This window comes from Peribacillus simplex (assembly GCF_030123325.1).
Lineage (GTDB): Bacteria > Bacillota > Bacilli > Bacillales > DSM-1321 > Peribacillus > Peribacillus simplex_D.
In genome coordinates this window covers 491,750-514,729 of the sequence record NZ_CP126106.1, presented here as the reverse complement: position 1 = coordinate 514,729, position 22,980 = coordinate 491,750, and the positions used below count along the sequence as shown (strand labels likewise).

The following is a 22,980-nucleotide window of genomic DNA, read 5'->3' as shown; positions in this document are numbered from 1 at the left end:
TTGAACAGACACTCCCTTCACTGGAAAGAGAGTGTCTCTTTTTACTTTTTATAATGATCTTTCAAAACTTTCATCCAATCTTCTTCAAATTCCGTAGATTCACCCCAGCCATCGACAATACCAGACAAATTGGCCATGTTTACCGCTTCTTTTGAAGCTTGGACTTGCTTTTGTGAAATAAGTGAAGCCTCTAAGTCATAGGTTTGCGGAGTATCTTCGCCCGCTAATTTTTTAGCCAATAACCTCATATTCACTGCACCGATCAACTTGGGATCGACCGCTGCCGTGTAGGACCATGAGCTATCAGCAGATTGGATTTCCTGGAGATCTGCGTTAGATACATCAATACCATATATCTTCACTTCATCGCGGCCCGCTTCTTTAATCGCCCGGGCTGCACCGATGGCAAAGGCATCCCATGTTGCGAAAATGGCATCCAATTTACCTTTAGGGTATTTATTCAGCATTGCGGCTACAGCATTTTGTGTCTGAACAGAAGTATCAGCAGATGCCACTCCGAATCTTTCGACTTCTTTAATCCCAGGATTTTCTTTTAGTTTTTCCTGATAGACTGCATTTCTTCTTACCATTGGTGGGAAGCCATCCACCCAAAGATAGGCAATTGCCGCTGTACCTTTCTGCTCTTTTATCAGTTTATCAAAAGCCAGTGTTGCCAACTCTTCATCATCCTGTGAGGTTAATGTCACGCCATCTATTTTAGATAGATCGCTTATTGAATCGAACGTGACAACGCTTTTACCTGCATCAACCAACTTTTGAACGTCATTCACAGTTGCTGCATCATCACCATGGGAAATGATATAGCCGTCGTAATCTTCCTCCAAAGCCTGCGCTATCGCATCATGGAATTTAGCCGTATCACCATTGGCTGTATATGTATCCACTTGAAACCCCAGTGCTTCTCCTTCTTCCTTCGCCCCCGCCAGGTATTGGGCCGTATGATCATCACCGCCAATTTTACGGATCACTTTGATCTTGGCTCCGTCCCCATCTGCAAATCTTTCCGGTACATTTTCAAATGATACTTTTTCTTCTTTCTTTGATTCTGTGGAACTTTGCCCAGTGGAGCAACCCGTTAAAAGCAAAGCCGAAGCGATGGCTGAAATGAATATCCCTTTAATAGATCTTCTCATCTTGTTTCCCTCCATGTTTTCTAATTAGTCTTATCAGTTAAGTTGGTGTAAATCCCAAAATAAAAACCTCTCTAATATAGAGAGGTTTAATCAGCTGTTTTGCAGACTTGTCCCTCTCTTATCTGTCAAAACATTTCTGTTTTGCAGGATTTAGCACCAATTCCTAATGGAACGGTTGCTGGGCATCTTAGGGCCAGTCCCTCCGCCACTCTTGATAAGAGATATATTGTGTTACGTTTTCGTAATTATCACTTTATAGGGATATAGTCGTAAAGTCAATAGATTTTTGAATATTTGAAATGTTCCCCGTTATTTTTCATTTTCTTTGAAGCTGGGCTAGACGCTTTTTCTCGATTTTTTCAAGCCGCTCCAACTGCCTTAATTTCACTTCGAACAAAGTGATCGGGTCACGGTAAACTTCCGGATTTTCTTTCATATGCTCCAATGCAGCCTGGTAGTCTTTTATCTCGGTCTGCGTTTGTTCAATCGTTTTTTGAAGTAAGGCAAATGAACTGCGATAGAAAAGTGAAATGTCCCGATCCAAAGATTTTTCAAACAATCCAAATTGGGTAAGGAAACGTTCCGTGATCATTTCCGCAACATCCAGGTAATCTTCACTTTCCAGATATTTCTTATAACGATTGTACATATTGGCTTTATTTTGCGGTATCGCCCCAAACAGCTTTCCTGCTCCTTTAAGCAGCAATTGTGATGGAGTCCTGCGCAAAAGGATATTAACGTTTTCGATGCGGATACTGCTTGTCATCCGATCGGCATCCCGGCGCCAGTCATCCAATACCCTGAAGTCACCTGCAAGCGTAATCCGTTCTTCTTTGTATAATTCATTGAATCCGGCACTCATCTCATCCATAAACTGCTGGCTTTGTGAGAACTCCATTTGGGAACTGGCAATCCAGTCTTGAAGAGAACGGTAATATTGAGGCATGATCTTGTCAGAAATGAAGTTTTGAATCCGCTCATTCATTTCCTGGTTTAACTGTACATGGACCTGGCTGAAATCACTGCTTTCCGTTAATGATTTAGAGCAATCCCTCAGTAATTCAGGAATTTTAGAAGAAAGCTGATTTTTCACTTCATCCTTAAGCAGACGATACGACCTTATGATATTTTCACTTTTTTCTTTTTCCAAATCAGCCAGTTGATTGACCGCCCCATTCAGTTTGACTTCCATCGATTCATTCCAAGAGATGGAATGCTCGCATTTCCGCTCATTGGCTGTCCGTTTTTCTAACAGATAAGATAAAGTTTTACGAATGAATGCCAGGATTTTTTCAGATCTTCTTTCCTTCCAATTATCATCTTGATAATTCGATTGAAGGAAGGCTGAAAGGTCCTTCAATTGCTGCCTGCTGTCGTAATGTTTGGAGAAAGCGAATACTTTCGCATTCGGGAAATATGCATTCACTTTATCCCATGTTTCGTCTTCCATCCGGACTGCGACCTGATCACTATATATCGTGTCCATTTTATTTAATAAGAAATGAATCGGCAGTTTCGGAGCCATCATTTGAATTTCCAATAACAGATCCCGTTCGCTGCCAGTGAAAGGAGCCCGGGCGTCAAGGACGAACATCAGGCCATCACTGCCATGTAAATAGCCTTGGAAATCGGATTCCACGCTTTTTTCCCCATTGAACCCCGGTGTATCCAATAATCTCAGATGATTATTTCTTAAGTAGTCACTTATGATTGTCACATCGACAATAGTCCCGCGCTGGCGGCGTGTTTCATCCAAATCAGTTAGCTCCATGACAACTTTGCTATCTGTATCGGTAATTTCAAGGATTTCCAAATCATCCCCGTCTTTGACACTGACTAGTGACGAATGATCTTCAGCGGCAATGCTCTCACCCACGATTGACTGAATGAAGGATGTCTTGCCATTTCCTGTACTTCCTGCAAGAAGAAGATTGAAATTCCGGGTATCCTTAAGCCCCTCTACCATCCATTTAAGCTTATTGCCAACCTTTAAATCATTATCTTCAGCCCACTGGATAATGGAATTGAACAGTTTCTCTCCCGCTTCCAGTCCGCCCCCTAATTTAGGGGATTTCGAAAGCAGGCTTTCTGCATCCTGAATGACCAGCGCATTGATCGTATCCGGGAAGATTTCATTCCATGACAAAGCTGATGCCGCCGCAAACAGCGAGAGTTCCCCATCTGCGATTTTGAGCCAGTTTTCCAGCAACCTTGGCACGACGGGACTTAATTCTTTGATTAGGTGCGTTCCTTCTAACAGACCTGCATATGCATCCCTGTAATAGTCGGAAAGCTCATCCCATATATCCGCATCGTTCAATTCGATGGTATCTATCAAGTTATTAATCACTCTAAGCCATTCGAAATAAGAATCCGTATATTTATAATTTTTCCAAAGGGCAACAGTCACCTTTTCAAAACGTTCCTGGTCGAGTGTGTATAGAGAACCAAGGACAGTTGAAAAATAATCCGGATCCATGGATTGGGCAACACCCTGCTGGATATACGTCTTCAGCACATCGAACCAGCCCATTGATTCTGTACGGATACTTTCATTGGCCGCTAATACCACCGCACTGTTCCAATCCTTTTGTTCTTCGAAAAAGGCGCGTGCGATTTCCGTGACATTCGGGTAATCCGGTTGAAACTCGACTGCTTCTTTCACGACTTTGGAAGCCAGGTCATTTCTCGATTCCACTATGTACAGGGAAAAAAGTTGCAAAAGAACCTCTGTTTTCAAGACCGCTTCATCCGTATTGACGGATTTATAGATATCCTCTGCGGTAGAGTACATTTCCAGTTCAAAATAAGCATCAGCGATGTTTTTCTTCGCCCATGAACCAAGTTCCCCTTCTATGTTCTCCCATTTAAAAATGGCTGCTTCATAGTCATGATGCTGAAAATATACTTCTCCTTGGGCAAATCGAATTGCGGTTAAATCCGCTATTTCCTTTTTTTGTTCCACGAGAAACATTTCACCCAAAGCTTGAATCGGGTGCTTCCTTGTATCTTCGATCATCGTTTCATAATATTTTTTGCCGATCAGCCGTTCGTCCATCTTTATTCCCCCGATATATTTCATATTTTCAATTAAAGGATGATCACTGATTCTATATGCCTTCTAGTAGACCTAACTTCAATCTATAGGTTCCTTTAGTTAAAAAATCATTTACAAAACCTTAAAATATTATTTTAGCAAAACAATATGGTAACAACATGTCACCACTCTTACAATTTTAAAACAGAAACAAATGGAACTGTAATGTTTTTAATAAAGCGATACATAAATGTCATTTCCATATTCGAGAAAATATGTTTTTTCTAGTTTTACCACATATCAGATAGAAGTGAGCGAACCATTCTTTATACCTCTAAATTACCAGAAGCCCAGCCCTTCAACTACTTAAAAACGGTAATAAAAAATAATCACTTCACCTCGTCCATTACTAAATTCCCATTTTTTTTGTTCATATAAAAAAGCAGTACCCTATTTCATAAAAGGTAACTGCTCTCTGATAAGCTCCGAACAGTCGTTGTCCTTTGACAAATTAGGATTATACCCCTGTACGCTTACGTTGGTTATTCGGCTTTTTGGTCAACTGGCTTTTAAGCTGTTTCGTTTTCTTCACAACGCCTGTTTCCAATTTATCTTTACTTGATCCCGCTTGCTTTTGAGCCAGTTTTTGTTTGACTGCATCCGCCAGGCTTAATTTTTTATTTTCAGACATACTGTTGTCTCCTTTAGTGTTCTGCCTTCTATTATAATATAGTTGCGATTAGAAAGATAATAGGGAGTAATAGCCTATTCTTCTTCAAAAAATCTTCTGGATAAAGGAAGTTTCGCCAACGGGGGACTAATTTCCTGCTCCTTTAAAAGGATTAATGATAAATTATGTTGACTTCATAATCAGAATTTGCTAAATTATCTTTATATTATAAAATCTATGAAGAGAAAGAGTACGATGAGAACCCTGTTCCACAGAGAGTCGACATGTGGTGGAAGTCGATGTCCAAGGCCTATCCGAAAATCATCTCTGAGATGCAAAGCTGAAAATGCAGTAGGCTTTGACGGGTTTCCGCCGTTACAATGGATCACGTATGAATACGTACGTTGACTGAGTGCCGCAGCTTCTTTGAAGCGCGGAATATGGGTGGTAACGCGAGCACAAACTCGTCCCTGATTTTCAGGGGCGAGTTTTTTATTTGCAAAAAACACTTTAATCAGCCTTTTTCAGGCCAGTCGGCGGGAGATATCATTTTAAAAAAAGGAGAAATCACCATGAAAAAAACAGACACATTATTTATCGGCCTTATGCTTTTCTCAATGTTCTTCGGAGCGGGGAATCTAATTTTCCCTCCCTTTTTAGGAGCATCTTCAGGAACTTCTTTCTGGCTCGCCATTGCCGGTTTTGTCACCACCGGAGTCGGCTTGCCAATTTTAGTGCTTCTTGCAGTTTCACTTGTTAAAGGCGGGGCACAAACTATCGGGGCCCGTGTGCATCCTCTATTCAGCACGTTATTCATGGTAGTCATTTATTTAAGCATCGGGCCTTTTCTAGCCATTCCACGGAATGCGAATGTTGCCTATGAAATGGGCTTCAGGCCATACCTTGGCGACTCAATGAATCAATCACTATTCCTATTCATTTTCACAACCATATTTTTCATCATCGTTTATGCCATTTCATTGAATCCAGAAAAAATGGAAACCTTCATGGGACGCTGGATTACACCCGTTCTACTTTTGTCCATGGTCATTCTCTGTGTCGTTGGTTTCATAAAGCTTGATGCCCCATTCCAAGCTCCAACCGAAGCATATGCTGCAGGAGCATTTTCGAAGGGGTTCATCGAAGGCTACAACACGATGGATGCTCTAGCTTCCTTGGCTTTTGGGATCGTCATCCTTACTTCAATCCAGCAAAGGGGGATTTCCGAACGAAAACAATTGACGAGATATACAGTAAAGGCGGGGCTCATCGCTGGTGTTTTGCTTTCTTTAGTTTATATTTCCTTAGGTGTAATGGGAGCACGCATGGCAGCCGATGGGGCATTCGAAAACGGAACGGATATCCTCACTGTCGCATCCACCCTTTTACTTGGAACTGGCGGGAAGGTACTTCTCGGCATCATTTTCACTTTAGCATGCTTCACCACCGTAGTCGGGTTAACGACTGCTTGCGGACAGTATTTCTCGAAACTTTTCCCCAAGCTGAACTATAAAACCGTCATTCTGATTGTAACAATCATCGGTTTCATCCTTTCAAATATGGGTCTGAATCAAATTTTGAAAGTATCTGTACCATTCCTTGTGATGGCTTATCCGTTAACGATCGTCCTGATTGTCCTGACATTCTTCAGCCGTCATTTCAAAAACCCGAAGATGGTTTATCGCAGTGCAATGATTTTCACAGGAGTTTTCGCCTTGATGGACGGACTGAATGCTTTCGGCTTACAATTAGGACCCGTGCAAACGTTGAGTGATGCCCTTCCCCTTTCTGCCTACGGCATGGAGTGGATCATCCCTGCTCTCGTCGGTACAGCCTTTGGCCTTCTTCTCAGTCAATTTGGACAAACAGCTAAAGCTGAAGAGTTGGAAATCGAAACACTATAATAATGAAGTAAGCAGGTGATTTTACCGGTCATCTGCTTATTTTGTACACGCCTGCATTGCTTTATTTTGGAAATCGGCATCCACTTTTTGTTATGATGGGGTCGAAGGAGATGATAAGTAATATGTCTAAGCAAACCCGTATTGGAAAAACAGATCTGTATGTAAATCCGATTGGCCTTGGCACGAATGCAATTGGCGGACATAACCTTTTCCCTAATCTAAGTGAGGATACAGGAAGGGATGTTTTGAGAACGGCATTGGAAGAGGGAATCAACTTTTGGGATACAGCTTACATTTACGGTCCTGAGCGTTCAGAAGAACTTATCGGTGAAATCCTTAAAGAGAGTCGCAAACGCGAGGATATAGTCCTTGCCACTAAAGGGGCACATAAATTTGCCGATGGCAACATCGTCTTTGATAACTCTCCGGCTTTTCTGAAAAGTGCTGTGGAATCGAGTCTAAAAAGGCTACAAACGGACTACATCGACTTATTCTATATCCATTTCCCTGATGAGGATACCCCTAAAGATGAAGCTGTAGGTGCCTTAAAGGAATTGAAGGATGCAGGCAAAATCAAGTCGATCGGCGTCTCGAACTTTTCGTTCGAACAATTGAAGGAAGCGAATAAAGACGGCTATGTCGATGTGTTGCAATCCGAGTACAATCTATTCAAACGGGAGGCAGAACAAGACCTACTGCCATATACAGCCGAAAATAATATTTCCTTCATTCCTTATTTCCCCCTTGCTTCCGGTCTGCTCGGCGGCAAATATAATCAGGAATCAACATTCGAGGACGGCCGGGCAAAAAGTCCGCTTTTCCAAGGACAAGCCTTTGTAAGCAACCTGCAAAAAGTGGAAGAAGTCCGGGCGATTGCCAACAGGAAGCATACCGATGTCGCCGATGTCGTACTAGCTTGGTATTTAACTCGGCACTCGATAGATGTACTGATTCCCGGAGCGAAAAAGCCAGAACAGGTCACACGCAACTTACAAGCATTGGATGTCGATTTAACCATGGATGAAATTGCCGAAATCAGTGCCATTTTCGCTTAACATAGATGTGAAAAAAGGCTGTTCAGCTCATGTTGAACGGCCTTTTTCTATTTATCCTGCCCTTTGGTACATCCTTGTACAAAAATTGACTACTAGGCTCGTTATATTGCTTAGGTACTCCTATTTTGATATATTTAGTGAATATTCCATCAATTAAGGAAGAGGCAGTCTGATGAAAAAATCCATTGTTATTTTATTTCTTATCTTGGCAAATTTGTTTTGGGCCGGTAATTACATTTTCGGAAAATACGTTGTGACCGAACTTTCCCCGATCCAACTAACATTTTCGCGATGGCTAATAGCCGTTTTCTTATTGTTTCCTTTAGGCCAATGGATCGAAAAGCCAAATTGGAAGAGTGTATGGAAAGAATGGAGATTGCTGTTAGTCATGGGTGTGCTCGGAATCATCAGTTATAATTTTTTCCTTTATTGGGCTCTGACCTATACAACTTCCATGAATGCCGCTCTTGTCAATTCCATGAACCCTGCCTTAATTGTGCTTTTTTCCGCTTTGCTGTTAAAGGAGAAAATTTCATCCCTTCATGCACTCGGACTTATCATATCTTTATTCGGCGTTTTATTGGTCTTGACAAAAGGTCACCTTCTGGATATTTTTCAGCTCACATACAATAAAGGCGACTTATTGATGATCCTGGCAATTCTCGTTTGGACCTTCTATTCAATAATTGGTAAAAAACTAAAAAACATTCCGATAATCTCAGCCACTGCCGTTTCCGTATTTCTCGGATTGATTCTCGTCGCTCCATTCGCCATTGGCTCGGGAATCAACCTTGATTTAAGCAGTGAAGCCGTCACGGGTCTCTTATATATTGGAATCTTCCCATCTGTCGGGTCCTTTATTTTCTGGAATATTTCCCTTCGTCATATCAATGCTAGCCAGGCTGGAATTTATCTAAATCTGATTGCTGTATTTACCGCCATTCTTAGCCTGATTTTGGGTCATGCGATTACGATCATCCAAATCCTAGGAGGTCTTTTTGTCTTCATTGGCGTCTACCTGACAAGCAAAAAGAAAAAAGCATATCCGGAAGATTTCACGAAGAACTTAAAGAGCATCCAGTAATTCTCACCAACTATGCTTTCTTGTCTTTTCCCCTTGTCTATGCACCATGATTTACGTTATCCTTTAAAGAAGAAAATCTGATTGTAAAGGTGTGCTTTAGTTGAGGATCAATAAATTTATCAGTGAATCCGGAATTACCTCGCGAAGAGGCGCAGACAAATGGATTGCCGAGGGCCGTGTGACGATTAATGGCACTGTAGCTGAGCTCGGCAGTCAAGCTGAACCCGGTGATGATGTTCGTGTAGATGGCAAGCCGATAAAAGTGGAACAGCAAAATGTCTATATTGCACTGAATAAACCGATAGGTATTACAAGTACGACGGAAAAACACATAAAAGGGAATATCGTTGATTTTGTAAATCATCCGCTTCGCATTTTTCATATTGGACGGCTGGACAAAGACTCAAGCGGTCTGATCCTTCTTACAAATGATGGAGACATCGTAAATGAAATCCTTCGTGCAGAAAACAAACATGAAAAAGAATACATCGTAACCGTGGATAAACCACTTACCGCTTCCTTCATTAAAGATATGTCATCCGGAGTGGAGATTTTGGATACGAAAACACTTCCATGTAAGGTTGAGCAGTTGACCAAATATACATTTAACATTACTTTGATGCAAGGACTGAATAGACAAATCCGCCGAATGTGCTCCGCACTAGGGTACGAAGTCCGTGATTTACATCGAATCCGGATCATGAACATCCATCTGGACGGACTGGCGATCGGACAATGGCGCGACCTGACCGAGGATGAATTGACGGAACTATTTAAGGAATTGGATTATACCCCAAGGCAAAGATGATAATGAAGATGCCCCCAGATTTCCGGGGGCATCGCTTTTTTAATTTCAGAAGAACTTTCAGCAAACATTTGCTTTAAGTTTTGCGGATATACTTGTAAGCTTCACGCTTTTAATGATAATGAAAGGAATTTATTTTTCCTTAAAGACATTGATAACTAAAGCGGTTTTGCTTCCACTCTTTACCTGTCAATTACATCTATGGGCTTTATTCTTTTAATTTCTCCTTCTGCGAAAGACCACTACCCGTTCACTGTAAATTCTTCTAATGGCAAATCTCATGTTGGGATAAGTGGCGCCACCAAACACACCAATTTTGAAGGTTTCCATGTTTTCATCAATGGTTGCCCCAGCATTTAAGCAGCCTTCCATGTGATAGCAAATGCATTCATCGCAGCACCTGACTATTGATATGGCTAATCCGATAATGATGTCCTTACCCTAACTGGCGTTTAAATACTTTACTGGCAAAGAAGTAAGCGATGGCCATGATGCCGACGCACCAGGCAAGCGCGATCCAGATATCATTGCCAACAGACCCTTCATACAAGAAGGCACGAATCGCATTCACGATTGAAGTCACTGGCTGGTTCTCAGCGAACGCACGGACAATTTTAGGCATGGTTTCGGTGGGGACAAAGGCCGAACTGATAAACGGCAGGAAAATCAGCGGGTACGAGTAGGCTGTCGCCCCTTCCATAGACCCCGCTGTCAATCCTGGAATGACCGCCAGCCATGTCAGCGCCAACGTAAACAGCCCGAGAATCCCAGCTACCGCGAGCCAATCCAGGATATCAGCGCTGGAACGGAAGCCCATCAAGAGCGCGACGAGGATAACCACGACGACAGTAAGCGCATTGGATACAAGCGAGGTCAACACGTGAGCCCACAATACCGACGAGCGCTTGATCGGCATGGTAATGAAACGCGCCATCAGCCCGCTCTTTACATCCGTAAACAGCCGCACGGAAGTGTAAGCGACGCCGGATGCGATAGCCATCAGCAATATTCCCGGCAATAAATAATTGACGTAGTTGTCCGTGCCTGCCTCTATGGCGCCACCAAATACGTAGACAAACAGCAGCAGCATCATAATCGGCGTTATCGCCACCGTGATAATTGTATCCGGGCTGCGCATGATGTTGCGCATTAAACGCCCTAGTAATACCCCTGTTTTGCTATTCATTTACATCTCCTCCTTTTTGCCGATGATCGCGAGGAAAATTTCCTCCAATGTCGGCTGCTTCTCGATATACTCCACTTTCGCTGGCGGAAACATCTCCTTGAGTTCGGTAAGGGTCCCGGTCGAGATGATTTTTCCGCCATGCAGGATGGCAATACGATCCGCCAGTTGTTCGGCTTCCTCCAGGTACTGGGTCGTCAGCAAGATTGTCGTGCCGCCGCCGGCAAGCTCCTTGACGGTATCCCAGACTTCAATCCGTGCTTCGGGGTCAAGCCCTGTAGTCGGTTCGTCTAGAAAAATGACTGCTGGCGTCCCGATCAGGCTCATGGCGATGTCAAGCCGGCGCTTCATCCCGCCGGAATATTTATCCGCCCGGCGGTTGGCCGCATCGGTCAGGCTGAATCTCGCAAGCAGATTGTCGGCGACTTGAGCGGGATTGGAAACTCCCCGCAACTTGGCGATCATCAGCAGGTTTTCCCGCCCTGTAAGCATGCCGTCTAAAGCTGCAAACTGCCCTGTCAGGCTGATGCTCTGGCGAACATGATCAGGTTGACGCTGAACGTCAAAGCCGCAAATACCTACTTCGCCGCCATCGGCCTTCATCAGAGTCGAGAGGATGTTGACCGTCGTCGTCTTGCCCGCTCCATTCGAGCCCAGCAGTGCGAAAATTTCACCACGCCGTACCTCGAAATCCACCCCCTTTAAGACTTCATTGTCTTTAAAGGTTTTTTTTAACCCTTTTACAGAAATCGCTGCATTGCTCATACTTTTTCCTCCTTTTAATAGTTAATAGCGCAGCAAAGCCTCTTGTAGGAACCCTAATTATCCTTCCGAGCGCCTTGCGGAACAGATTGTCTATACTTCTCTATTTAGTCTGACTGATAATCAGTATAACTTATTACCGGGCTAAAATATTACTGAATAGCGTAGGTGGCATTTCACATTTGTAACCAGCTATTCAGTCGAAATTATTTATTGAATTTATTTTTTCCCAATCGCTCCATGATACTTTCATTCAAATCTTCACGATACTTGGCGAAATAGGTTTTAGCATTTGCCACTAGTTCGTCGGCAAATGACGCCACGTCGTCCCCAGTGATTTCCAGCACTTGTCTGCCTTCCGCCGCACCGGCTTCGAACAAATCGATTAATTCATACTGCATACGCAGCATATCCATCCCGTTGCCCGCTGAGAAATTCCACATGTAGTTTTGAATTTTCTTAAATACAAACTGGTAGTCCTCTGGCAGGGCTTCAACCCGGGCCATCATCATTTTATACTCTTTTTTATCACCAATCATTTTTTTGAACAATTCCATCATGTTATTTTTCCTCCTTTTTTATAAAGCAGAACAAGACACTCCTAAAAATATCGTACGGAATATCTTATGAAGCTAGATTGACTTTAAGACGTTGATTTTCGATGATACAAAATCCCATTTTTTCCAAAATAATTCAAGTTCCTGGCGGCCAGCTTCATTAAGTGAGTAAAACTTGCGGGGCGGCCCCATATCTGACGGTTTCTTCTCTATGTTCACCAGTTTTTTCTTTTCTAATCGCACGAGGATGGTGTAGACCGTCCCTTCCACGACTTCAGTGAACCCAAGCTCGTTCAGGCGGCGGGTAATCTCGTAGCCATAGGTTTCATGGCGGCTGATGATTTCCAGTACGCAGCCTTCCAGCGAACCCTTCAGCATTTCAGTTAAATTTTCCATGTTCAGAGCCTCCTCTATTTTGTGACTTATATTAAGTAAAACTTAGTTCTGAGGGGAATTTTTACTGAATAGCTTTTGGGAAAACACGCTATTTAGTATTACTTATTACATCTAAACTGTATCACCGAGTAGCAGAGGTGTCAACTTTTTCTTAAAAATATTTTTTGCAACTTCACTATTCAGTGCTGTCGGTATCCAGTGCTACTTACTATAAGGTATGCCGTAACACGTAGTAGTGTGACTGTCAATTTGAATTTTTTTTAAACCAGTTATCTACATTGGTTAAAGCCATAGTGAATTTTGAGCTTTTACTCGTGAATTTCACGCTTTTACTCGTGAATTTTGCTCATTTACTCGTGAATTTCACGCTTTTACTCGTGAATTTCACGCTTTTACTCGTGAATTTCACGCTTTTACTTGTGAATTCCACTTTACTCGTGAGTTTCACGCTTTTACTCGTGAATTCCACTTTTTCACGAGTAAGGACCAATATAAAAAGCAACCTGCAATAGGCTGCTCGTTATGGCTATAAATTATACCCACCATAAATCAGTTGGGCTTTCGTTAATGAGTACAGTTTTCAGATTGGTAACAGCCCGTTGGAATCCTTCTTCAACTGACATCAGCGGATCTTCATGTTCGATGCTGACAACGTAATCGTAACCGTATGTGCGAAGGGCGCTCATGATGTCGGACCATTCTTGCAGGCTGTGGCCGCATCCTACAGAGCGAAAGTTCCAGGCACGGCTCTGGATATTTCCATATGGCTGCATGTCGGTTAATCCATACATATTGATGTTATCCTGATCCAAGTATGTGTCTTTTGCGTGGAAGTGGTAGATTGCTCCCGCTTTCCCTAGGATTTTGATGGCCCCGACTGGTTCGATGCCCTGCCACCAAAGATGGCTTGGATCAAGGTTGGCGCCAATTGCATCAGATGTAGCTTCCCGCAGCTTTAACAAGGTGTAGGGTGTGTGGACGAGAAAGCCCCCATGCAGTTCAAGTCCGATTTTTATATTGTGCTCATCGGCAATCGCGGCTGCTTTTTTCCAATAGGGGATCAATTTTTCTTCCCATTGCCATTTCAGCACATCTGTATACTCATTCGGCCATGGGGCGACAGGCCAGTTTGGATATTTAGCTCCTTCGTGATCACCGGCTGTACCAGAAAAGGTATTGACTACCGGGACGTTCAATAAGGATGCAAGCTTGATTGTTTTAATCAATGTTTCATCACTTTCTTTAGCGAATGCTTCATCTGGAGAGATCGGATTGCCGTGGCAGCTGAATGCACTGATCGTTAATCCTCTTGTTTGAACGGCTTCGAGGTATTTTTGGCGTTTTTCTTCACTTTCCAGCAGTTCATCGAGCGGACAGTGGATATTGCCTGGATACCCGCCTGTACCGATTTCAACTGTTTTTAATCCGGAATCTGCGACATAATCAAGCATATCCTCGAATGATTTTTGAGCAAATAGCACTGTAAAAACCCCTAATTTCACAAGCCCCACCTCACCTTTTCATTAATTTATGCTCATGACCTTCCCACTTGCCGAGCTTTGATAAATGGCTTCGATTATTTTCGAAACTTTCATGGCTTCCGATGGTTTTACCAATGGTTCTGCCAACCCCAGACAGCTATTAATAAAGTTCTCTGCCTGCTGCAGGTCTGGTGTATCCTCCCCTGGCATCCATACTGCCTCACTATTTAAGAGCATGCCGTGCTTAGCCTGATTTAAGACCAGCGGGAACACATCAAGTCCGCCCTGCGTCCCGGATAAACTTAAAACAGTTGCTTCTTCACGTATATTCGCGGCCCAGGATGTTTCGAATAATAGCGATGCTCCGTTGGCGAATTTGATATATGCAGTGGCATGGTCATCCACTTCAAATACAGAGGCATCGAAATTCCCCCATAAATTGACTTGATCGACACCCTTACTGACATAATTATATGTCGAACCTACGATTTCAATCGGTTCTGGGTCATCCATCAGCCATAAAGCCAAATCAAGCAAATGGCAGCCGTAATCGATCACACTTCCCCCGCCTTGCAATTCCTTGCTTGTAAACACTCCCCAGCCAGGGACTTTTCGTCGTCTGATTGCCTGTACACGCGCTACATATGGTTCACCGATTTCACCTGCCTGAATCATTTTCTTTGCAGCCTGGGCTTCCTTCATGAAGCGGTAATGATAAGCGGTCGATAAAACTTTACCCGATATATTTGCAGCCTCGGTTATCGCTAAACATTCTTCAGTTGTAATGGCCATTGGCTTTTCGCATAGCACATGTACACCCGCTTGCAGAGCAGCAATGGAAATCTCCGCATGGAACTTATTTGGCGTTGCAATCGTAACAGCATCCACTTCGGCAAACATTTCTTCATAATTGGTGAAAACCTTCTCGATATGAAATTCACGCGCCACTTCTCGCGCCTTCATTTCATCTATATCCTGAATGGCGTATAAAACCACTTTATCTTGAAATTTTTGAAAAGCTGGGATATGCCTTTTTTGGGCAATGCCGCCAGCACCGATAATACCCATTTTTAATTTGTACATGATGACTTTTAACCCCTTTATAAGCGGATGATTTTTCGGGATGCATTTGATTCCATCGCGCCAAGAATGACTTTTAATGATTTTAATCCCTCAACTCCTGAGGCAAGTGGCTCCTCATTGTCCACCACACATTTTACAAAGTGGCTGATCACTTCGGAGTCATGCTGTCCTTCTGAGTCATTAGTCTGGATGCTTCCTAATTGGATGGTTTCTGTCTTTCCATTATCATGATGGATGATCAGTGAGTATTTCGGATCGTCTTCAAGGCGCAATACCGCTTTTTCCGCATAAATGACCGTAGCATTGTCTTCTTTTGCATAAGACCAGCTGGCGGTAAGCGTTCCGATGATACCGCTCTCCGTCCGGAGGATACAGGCCGCACTGTCATCAACGTCTGTATTTTTCTTGGCAGTCGTTTCCACAAAGGCTCCCACTTCAACAAATTCTTCTCCAAGGATATACCTTAATAAATCAGCTTTATGAACGCCTAAATCGCCCATTGCACCAATGACTGCCTGATCCTTTTTAAAAAACCAGCTTTCCAGTCCGTCCACGCTCCAGGTTTCCGGCCCGGAATGTCCAAAAGCCGTCCGGAAGCTATAGACCTTCCCCACCTCCCCGCTCTCAATAAGCTGCTTCGCTTTTTGATGTGAGGGAACAAAACGCTGATTATGACCAATCATTAGTATTTTGCCGCTTTTCGCTGCTGCTGCATTCATTTTTTCAGCGTCTACTAAAGAAGTAGCCATTGGTTTCTCACAAAGGACGTGCTTACCAGCTTCCAAGGCCGCAACTGTGATGCGTGCATGCAGGTAATTCGGGGTACATACACTGATCGCTTCAATCTCCTCATTCTTCAAAAGTTCTATATAATCAGTATATGCTTGCGCGCCATACCTTTGTGCTGCTGCATTCGCCCGGTCCGGTACTATATCACAAACGGCAATGATCTCCGTTTCTTGATGTGCATCATACTCCGGAAAATGCCTGTTTTTTGCAATACTCCCGCATCCAATGACTCCTACCTTCACTTTACCCATTTTGTTCTCTCCTTCACTTCAGATCTTTGCCTGAGATGGATTCCAACGGTTCGGCTTTCCCGTAGTTCGTTACGATTCCAAATTCCGGCTTGACCCAATTAACGGCATTCTTGATCACTCGTTGAATCTCGGGATTAAGGTAGGTAGGATATGTTTCATGACCTGGACGGAAATAGAAAATCCTCCCTTTTCCCCGCTGATACGTGCAACCGCTTCTGAATATCTCCCCGCCTTCAAACCAACTGACGAATATCAATTGATCTGGTGCAGGAATATCAAAATGTTCCCCGTACATCTCTTCCTTCTCAAGCTCTATATATTCGCCGATTCCATCAACGATAGGATGACTTGGATCAACTACCCAGAGCCGTTCCCTTTCATCCGCCACCCGCCATTTCAAATCGCAAGTCGTGCCCATTAATCGTTTGAAGATCTTTGAAAAATGACCGGAATGGAGGACGATGAGACCCATTCCCTCGAGCACTCGATTGTGAACCCTTGCAATGATTTCATCCTGAACTTCATCATGTGCAACATGCCCCCACCAAAGAAGTACATCGGTTTGTTTCAGTGCTTCTTCGGTTAATCCATGCTCTTCTTCATCGAGAGTGGCGGTTCTCACCTCGACCTGCCCACTTTGTAAAAAGCCTGCAATTGCACCATGGATACCATCCGGATATACTTTTGCTACTTCAGGCTTTGTTTTCTCGTGGCGATACTCATTCCATACCAGGACTCTCATGAACAACCTCCTCCATTCATTTCACGGCAACTTGCTTTGCATGTTTAACTATTACCTCTTTATTCATAACGCAAACGTTTGCGTTAGAGAAGATCAATTTATAAGAACATACTTTATGCCTTCAAAGTATGAATTTTCAAAAATAATAGTGGTAATCTATATTGTAAATTTATGTTAGCAAAAATCAAGCTTTAATTGGTAAAACATTTCTACATTTTTCTTTTAATTTCCTTTTCGGCAACAAAATGCGACTCCCGCTTTATGATTTTGGTAGGAATGCTGATACTCTTTTCCATCATTTCCGGATTTGCAATTAGATCGAACACGCATTTTGCCGCCTCATACCCTAACTGATACGTATGGATATCAACCGTTGTCAGCGGTGTACTTAAAAATTCTATGAATTCTGAGTGGTTAAAACAGACAACGCTTATTTGCTGTGGCACTTTCAAGTTCTTCTCAGCCAACACTCCAAGCAAGAGAACACCCAATAATAGATCCATTACCAAAAAAGCGGTTGGTGCCTCTTTCAATTCCAGCAATTCGTCAATCGCCTTTATTCCATCCGTTCGATTTAAAGGAATCAATTTGATATATTCCTGTCGTACATCCACCCCTGCCTGTTCCATCGCTTGTTGAAAGCCTGTCAAGCGGTCCTGGATCACCTCAAACTCGGGACTGCCCCCTAAAAAGGCAATTCGCTCATGTCCAAGACTGATTACAAACTCCGATACTTCCCTGGCCGCTTGAACATTATCGTTATCAATGAATGTGATACCGCTCATGTTCGTACTTGGCTTCCCGATCAAAACGAACGGGAAGCCCTGCTTTAATAAATACGGCACCACTTTATCGTCCTTTTTAGAGTACAAAACAATCATGCCATCCACTCTTCTGCCCTGAACCATCTTCACAACATCCTCAAAGATGGCATCCTCCGTCTCGCCCGTTGTCAGAGAAAGACTGTACCCTTCTTTATTACAGAAATCCCCGATGCCTCGGATCACTTCTGGGAAAAAGGGATTGTAAAGTGATTCCCTTGCCGAGCTTTTCATGACGATCCCAATGGCCTTAGTTGACTTCGTGACTAAGTTCCGGGCATTTTCATTCATATGATAGCCCATTTCCTTTAATACCTTGCGTACTTTACGCTTTGTCTTTTCACTGATAGTCGGGCTGTTATGGATTACACGCGATACAGTTGATGGAGCGACATTCGCTTTTTTTGCAACGTCTTTTATAGTAACAGACAAATTCATCAACACTCCCCGTTCACCGCACATGGTTTAATATTCCCTATATTTAAATAGTTATTTAACGGCTCCATCTGCAATTCCTTTGATAATTTGCCTCTGAGCGAAAAAGTACGCAATGATGACTGGAATGATGGATAAAGTAAGTCCAGCCAAGGCAAGATGCCATTGCTTCGTATATTGACCGAAAAAGAAGAATAATTTAAGCGGAATGGTCTCCGACCCCGCTCCGCCAATAACAAGGGATGGCAGTAAATAGTCATTCCATATCCAAATGACATTTAAGATACCAACTGTAATCGACATCGGTTTTAATAATGGAAATATGATATACCAAAATACCTGAAACCGGTTAGCACCATCAATCTTTGCTGCCTCATCAAGTGAGATGGGAATCCCTTTTAAGGTACCATGATATAAGAATATGGAAAGACTGCAGCCAAAACCTAAATACATGAAAATCAGTCCAGCCTTGTTCAACATCCCAAGCTGTCCGAATTGGGCAACGAGCGGTATCATCACAGACTGAAACGGAATTAGCATGGCTGCCACAAACACGAAGAAAAGCAGGGAACTTATTTTACTTTTGTTTCGGGAAAGAGCGTATGCTGCCATCGCAGAAAAAATGATGATGATGACTACACTGACGCCCGATATCAATAAAGAATTGAATAAAGTCCGGAGGAAATCCAATTGCTCGAAAGCTTGAGTGAAGTTTTCGAATGTCCAGGTTTCAGGCAGTCCCAGTGTATCGGCAAATATATCCCGTTTCATTTTAAAGGCATTTACAAGCATTAAATAAAACGGAGTGAGCCATAATATGGCCAAAATGAATCCGATGAATCCAATCAGCCACAATTTCCATTTTCCCCTCATTACAGCTCAACCTCCCGTTTTTTATTGAAATAGACTTGTGTCAGCGAAACGACCGCCACGATCACGAAAAAGATAACGGCCTTGGCCTGTGCATATGCCATATCGTTTTCGGTGAAGGCCGATTTTACAATGTTCATCGCAACCATTTCAGTTGAATTATAGGGAGCTCCATTCGTCAAAGAAAGATTTTGATCATAGATCTTGAACGAGTGGGAAAGCGTCAAAAACAAACTGACGGTAAAAGCAGGTGCCACCAGTGGAAAAGTTATATGGCGAAAGCGCTGGAAGCTGTTAGCTCCATCAATTTTTGCCGCTTCGATCAAGTCTTCAGGAACAGCCTGCAAATAGGCAATATAAATGATCATGATATATCCGGCCATTTGCCATGATGTTAAAATGATCAATCCCCAAAAACCTGTATCAGTCGTTGATAACCATCCATTAAATGCTTCGATCCCAGTCAAATCACCAATCGCACCGAAGACCTTAATAAAAATGAACTGCCAAATAAAGCCGAGAATCAAACCGCCAATTAAATTGGGCATAAAGAAAACCGTCCGCAGTATATTGCTTGATTTAATTTTCGAAGTCACGATGAGAGCCAAACTTAATCCGATGATATTGATTACCACAATTGCCGCTACGGAAAATTTAATGGTGAACCAAAATGTATCAAGGAACCCTTTATCCGTAAACAAGTCTATATAATTCTTAAAACCGATGAAATCCGGCGTCCCTAAACCGTTCCAATTCGTAAAGGAATAATAAAATCCGTAGATGAGTGGCACGATCACAACCAAAATGAGTGCAGCAAGAACAGGTGTCAAAAACAGCCAATATGCAGCATCCCGATTTCTCAACGAAACCGACCTCCTTGAAATGATTTAATAGTTTATGGTTTTAGATCATGACTGGGTTATTTGATGAATCCCTTGTCGAGGCAATTTCCCTAAGCGGCTTTTCTATAACAAGGAACAACCAATCGGCACAGTTTTCATGCCGATCGGTCACTTGCATTTCTTATTTGCTATGAATCTTCTCCCAATTTTCAATGTTCTGTTTGACAAGTTCCTCCCAAGTCAATTTACCGGTTACGTATTTTTGGACACTTGCCCCAAGATCATCATTCCAACCAACCGGATATCCATTAAACACCCAACCAATCGTGTTTCCTTCTTGGGAGTATTTATAAATTTCTTTTGAAATTGGATCGGCAATTTTTTCGACATCATATCCTTCATATGCAGGAATGAATTTAAAGTCTTCCAAAACGGCTTTTTTCCCTTCCTCGGATGTATACATCCAGTCGAGGAACTTCTTCGCTGCTTCCTGTACCTTTTCATCCGATTTCTTGTTCACTGCCCAATAGTTCGGTACGCCGACCGGCATGCCTGCAGAGTCTCCATTTGGAATCGGGATGATGCCAATTCCCTTTTCAGCTAACTCAGGGTCCATATCATACACTGTGTTATACACCCAGTTGCCTTGCTGAATGATCGCAACCTTTTCAAGTGAGAACAGCTCTTCCACTTGTTGGGAGTAATCGAGGCTTGCTGTCGGCTGGACGGAATATTCATTTTGGATATCGACCAGTTGTTTAAACTTGTCACCATCGGTGAATTTAACCGTTGGAGCCTTGCTTGCCTCTAATACATTCCCATCAAACTCCGGTGCTAAGAAAACATTGGATAAATGATTTCCTGTCACCCACTTCTCTTTGACCGGATAAGCGAAAACTGCATCGATTTTCAATTTGTCCTTTTGTGAATCCATTTTCTTGACTGCCGCCTCTAAGGCTTCATAACTTGTAATTTCATCAGGATTAATTCCGGCTTCTTTAAATATCCGTTTGTTATAAATCAAGCCATATCCTTCCTGGTTAAATGGAAGTCCAAGGACTTGCCCGTCCTCTTCCACACCATCCAAAGTGCCATCAAGTGCTGCAGCTGCAGCCTTCGTATCCTTTAAATCTGTTAATCTATCTTTATATTGTTCGACATCCACCGGTCCGCCAATGTTAAAGACCGCCGGCTCCTCACCTGAAGCGAACTTTGCGGTAATGGCTGATTTATAATCATTTCCGCCGCCAACTGTCGATACCTTGATCTTTACATCTGGATTCTCTTTTTCATATTGTTTTGCCAATGCCTCGAATTGCGACTTGAATTCTACCTTGAATTGAAATATATCCAGCGTCACGACATCCTTTGAGTCGCTGTTTCCACCAGTTGAAGAGGAGCATCCAGCCAAAATCACACTAAAAATTAATAAAACAGTAAGAATTCCCCCGTACCATTTTTTACGCTTCATGCTTACCGACTCTCCCTTTTTCATAAGATTCATGCAATTTTAAGAAAACGTTTGCATAAAATAGTAAAATAAAAGCCTTTCATTCTATAAAAATCAAAGTCTATCGTACTTCTTTTACATCACCTCCTCACAAAACCTTTTGCAAACGTTTACATTTATGCGCTTTATATTACCACCAAATTCCATACTTTACAATAAAATTGTAGTATATTGTAAAAAAAGGATTTCAAGAACTCTCTTAACCTAATTATATGATTCAGAAACCTATGATTATTCCTTTATCCGATTATTTATTGTACGGGCCACTTCATTCGTCGCATTACCTACGAAAAAAAGGGAAACCCGTCGGCTCCCCTCTTTTCACTTCAATATCATCTTCACATTGGATGAACCGTATTCATCCTTCAATTCATAATATTTATCGCTTGCTTGTCCAAATTCTTTAAACACACCGCTAATGATCAATTCATTCGTTTCCTTATCAACGACACTGTACTTGATATTGCTTTTCCCGGACTTTCTGTCATCCACTTTTAAAAGGATCATCTTGGACACCTCCACATTTAATGGCTGCACTCCTCAAGGTGTGTGTTTTCTTACTTACATAATATAACAAAAAATTAGGAATTTACAGAATTTTTGCAGTGCAAAATAAAAAAGCCTATTAGGCCTTTTCATTCACATATAACATATCCGCCTCCACAAATCGCATCAGGACTTCGAGATATCCAGGAATCCTTCACCAAATACGTCCCTAACATCATGTATGGCTATAAAAGCATTGCTATCCGTCGACTTCACTATTCTCTTTAATTTCAGTACCTCTTGCTTACTTATAACGATATATAAAATATCCTTGGATGCTTTTGTATAGTATCCATGACCGCTAAAAACAGTGACCCCCCGGTCCATCAATTCGGTTACTTGTTTTGCAATTTGGTCCGCTTCATTTGAAATGATGGTAATCGCTTTTTTCGGGTTCAATCCCTCAATGATGAATTCCATCGTTTTTGTTCCAATATAAAGCATAAGGATAGTGAGCATCAGGCCTTCTGCACCAATGATGAAATAAGATGAGAACGCAACGATTAAATCGAAGAACAGAAGTCCATAGCTTAAGCTCCATCCTAAATACTTATTCGTAATTCGGGCCAGTATCGTCGTACCGGCAGTAGTGCCTCCAACACGAATGATCATGCCAATTCCGGCACCGGCAAAAACCCCGCCAAATATCGCATTGATGACCAATTCATCTGAAGAGATCGTCCAACTTTCGGTTAAATGAAGGAAAAGTGAATTAAATGCAACGGCTATGATTGTATATACCGTTGTTATTTTCGACAAATATTTATAACCGACGATGAGCAGGAAAGCGTTAATGATCAAACTTAACAGCCCTGGTGACCATTCAAAAAGATAAAATAAAATGATGGTTATCCCCGTGACTCCCCCCTCACCAAGTTCATTGGGAATGACGAAAAGGTTTATTGCCAAAGCAAAAATAAAAGCTCCTATTAATATAAAGAAAACATCTAAAGAAATCTTTTTCATATTTATTACCCTTCCTTTATGTAATGGTTAATGTGAA

The 22,980-nt window shown here is 42.4% G+C and carries 22 protein-coding genes, 1 riboswitch and 1 other annotated feature; of the genes, 4 read left to right on the top strand and 18 right to left on the bottom strand.

Annotated features, from left to right (window positions below; translation table 11 throughout):
* Positions 1-41 precede the first annotated feature (41 nt).
* From QNH43_RS02495 to QNH43_RS02485, 3 genes are all read right to left on the bottom strand, one after another.
* Complete coding sequence (locus tag QNH43_RS02495; RefSeq protein WP_283916681.1) at positions 42-1,154, bottom strand: sugar ABC transporter substrate-binding protein; 1,113 nt, start codon at positions 1,152-1,154, stop codon at positions 42-44.
* A gap of 115 nt (positions 1,155-1,269) precedes the next feature.
* A riboswitch (SAM riboswitch) is annotated at positions 1,270-1,375 on the bottom strand.
* Positions 1,376-1,470: 95 nt separating this feature from the next.
* A complete protein-coding gene (locus QNH43_RS02490) occupies positions 1,471-4,212 on the bottom strand; it encodes a GTPase domain-containing protein (protein ID WP_283916680.1) in 2,742 nt (913 codons plus the stop codon).
* 496 nt (positions 4,213-4,708) lie between these two features.
* The gene (locus QNH43_RS02485) at positions 4,709-4,882 is read right to left on the bottom strand and encodes a hypothetical protein (protein ID WP_164468807.1); all 174 of its coding nucleotides are present in this window, start codon (positions 4,880-4,882) and stop codon (positions 4,709-4,711) included.
* Positions 4,883-5,089: 207 nt separating this feature from the next.
* Positions 5,090-5,336, top strand: a binding site (T-box leader).
* A 97-nt stretch (positions 5,337-5,433) separates the two neighbouring features.
* On the opposite strand from QNH43_RS02485, the gene brnQ reads away from it, so the two are divergent.
* The 4 genes from brnQ to rluF all read left to right on the top strand — a co-directional run bounded on the left by brnQ (position 5,434) and on the right by rluF (position 9,712).
* Entirely contained in the window at positions 5,434-6,765 is a 1,332-nt protein-coding gene (gene brnQ / locus QNH43_RS02480) for a branched-chain amino acid transport system II carrier protein (RefSeq protein ID WP_283916679.1), read from the top strand.
* 122 nt (positions 6,766-6,887) lie between these two features.
* A complete protein-coding gene (locus QNH43_RS02475) occupies positions 6,888-7,820 on the top strand; it encodes an aldo/keto reductase (RefSeq protein ID WP_283916678.1) in 933 nt (310 codons plus the stop codon).
* A 172-nt stretch (positions 7,821-7,992) separates the two neighbouring features.
* A complete protein-coding gene (locus QNH43_RS02470; protein ID WP_283916677.1) occupies positions 7,993-8,904 on the top strand; it encodes a DMT family transporter in 912 nt (303 codons plus the stop codon).
* A 100-nt stretch (positions 8,905-9,004) separates the two neighbouring features.
* Positions 9,005-9,712, top strand: coding sequence for a 23S rRNA pseudouridine(2604) synthase RluF (gene rluF / locus QNH43_RS02465; RefSeq protein WP_076370727.1), 708 nt, complete (start codon positions 9,005-9,007; stop codon positions 9,710-9,712).
* A 213-nt stretch (positions 9,713-9,925) separates the two neighbouring features.
* Here rluF and QNH43_RS27700 read toward each other — a convergent pair whose 3' ends face one another.
* The 15 genes from QNH43_RS27700 to QNH43_RS02395 form a co-directional block, all read right to left on the bottom strand.
* Positions 9,926-10,081 (bottom strand): carboxymuconolactone decarboxylase family protein, encoded by a 156-nt coding sequence (locus QNH43_RS27700; RefSeq protein ID WP_434060147.1) that lies wholly within the window; start codon positions 10,079-10,081, stop codon positions 9,926-9,928.
* 64 nt (positions 10,082-10,145) lie between these two features.
* Positions 10,146-10,895, bottom strand: coding sequence for an ABC transporter permease (locus QNH43_RS02460; RefSeq protein WP_283916676.1), 750 nt, complete (start codon positions 10,893-10,895; stop codon positions 10,146-10,148).
* A complete protein-coding gene (locus QNH43_RS02455) occupies positions 10,896-11,657 on the bottom strand; it encodes an ABC transporter ATP-binding protein (RefSeq protein WP_076370723.1) in 762 nt (253 codons plus the stop codon).
* 203 nt (positions 11,658-11,860) lie between these two features.
* On the bottom strand, positions 11,861-12,214 hold the full coding sequence (locus tag QNH43_RS02450) for a DUF1048 domain-containing protein (RefSeq protein ID WP_076370721.1): 354 nt from the start codon (positions 12,212-12,214) through the stop codon (positions 11,861-11,863).
* Positions 12,215-12,286: 72 nt separating this feature from the next.
* Positions 12,287-12,607: a PadR family transcriptional regulator gene (locus tag QNH43_RS02445; protein ID WP_016131412.1), complete on the bottom strand. Its 321-nt coding sequence runs from the start codon at positions 12,605-12,607 to the stop codon at positions 12,287-12,289.
* 533 nt (positions 12,608-13,140) lie between these two features.
* Complete coding sequence (locus QNH43_RS02440) at positions 13,141-14,109, bottom strand: sugar phosphate isomerase/epimerase family protein (RefSeq protein WP_076370717.1); 969 nt, start codon at positions 14,107-14,109, stop codon at positions 13,141-13,143.
* Between the two features lie 21 nt (positions 14,110-14,130).
* Entirely contained in the window at positions 14,131-15,171 is a 1,041-nt protein-coding gene (locus tag QNH43_RS02435) for a Gfo/Idh/MocA family protein (RefSeq protein ID WP_034305944.1), read from the bottom strand.
* Positions 15,172-15,188: 17 nt separating this feature from the next.
* Positions 15,189-16,211 carry a Gfo/Idh/MocA family protein gene (locus QNH43_RS02430; RefSeq protein WP_283916675.1) on the bottom strand — a complete coding sequence of 341 codons (1,023 nt, stop codon included), beginning with the start codon at positions 16,209-16,211 and terminating at the stop codon, positions 15,189-15,191.
* Between the two features lie 13 nt (positions 16,212-16,224).
* A complete protein-coding gene (locus QNH43_RS02425; protein ID WP_283916674.1) occupies positions 16,225-16,953 on the bottom strand; it encodes a ThuA domain-containing protein in 729 nt (242 codons plus the stop codon).
* Between the two features lie 209 nt (positions 16,954-17,162).
* Positions 17,163-18,206, bottom strand: a complete 1,044-nt coding sequence (locus tag QNH43_RS02420; RefSeq protein ID WP_076371187.1) for a LacI family DNA-binding transcriptional regulator — start codon at positions 18,204-18,206, stop codon at positions 17,163-17,165.
* Positions 18,207-18,263: 57 nt separating this feature from the next.
* Complete coding sequence (locus QNH43_RS02415) at positions 18,264-19,082, bottom strand: carbohydrate ABC transporter permease (protein ID WP_076370711.1); 819 nt, start codon at positions 19,080-19,082, stop codon at positions 18,264-18,266.
* Positions 19,082-19,942 carry a carbohydrate ABC transporter permease gene (locus tag QNH43_RS02410; protein WP_034305954.1) on the bottom strand — a complete coding sequence of 287 codons (861 nt, stop codon included), beginning with the start codon at positions 19,940-19,942 and terminating at the stop codon, positions 19,082-19,084. The genes QNH43_RS02415 and QNH43_RS02410 overlap by 1 nt, the downstream gene beginning before the upstream one ends.
* A 160-nt stretch (positions 19,943-20,102) precedes the next feature.
* Positions 20,103-21,392 (bottom strand): ABC transporter substrate-binding protein, encoded by a 1,290-nt coding sequence (locus QNH43_RS02405; RefSeq protein ID WP_283916673.1) that lies wholly within the window; start codon positions 21,390-21,392, stop codon positions 20,103-20,105.
* Between the two features lie 360 nt (positions 21,393-21,752).
* Entirely contained in the window at positions 21,753-21,938 is a 186-nt protein-coding gene (locus QNH43_RS02400) for a hypothetical protein (protein WP_076370705.1), read from the bottom strand.
* 165 nt (positions 21,939-22,103) lie between these two features.
* Complete coding sequence (locus QNH43_RS02395) at positions 22,104-22,943, bottom strand: YitT family protein (RefSeq protein WP_283916672.1); 840 nt, start codon at positions 22,941-22,943, stop codon at positions 22,104-22,106.
* Positions 22,944-22,980 lie beyond the last annotated feature (37 nt).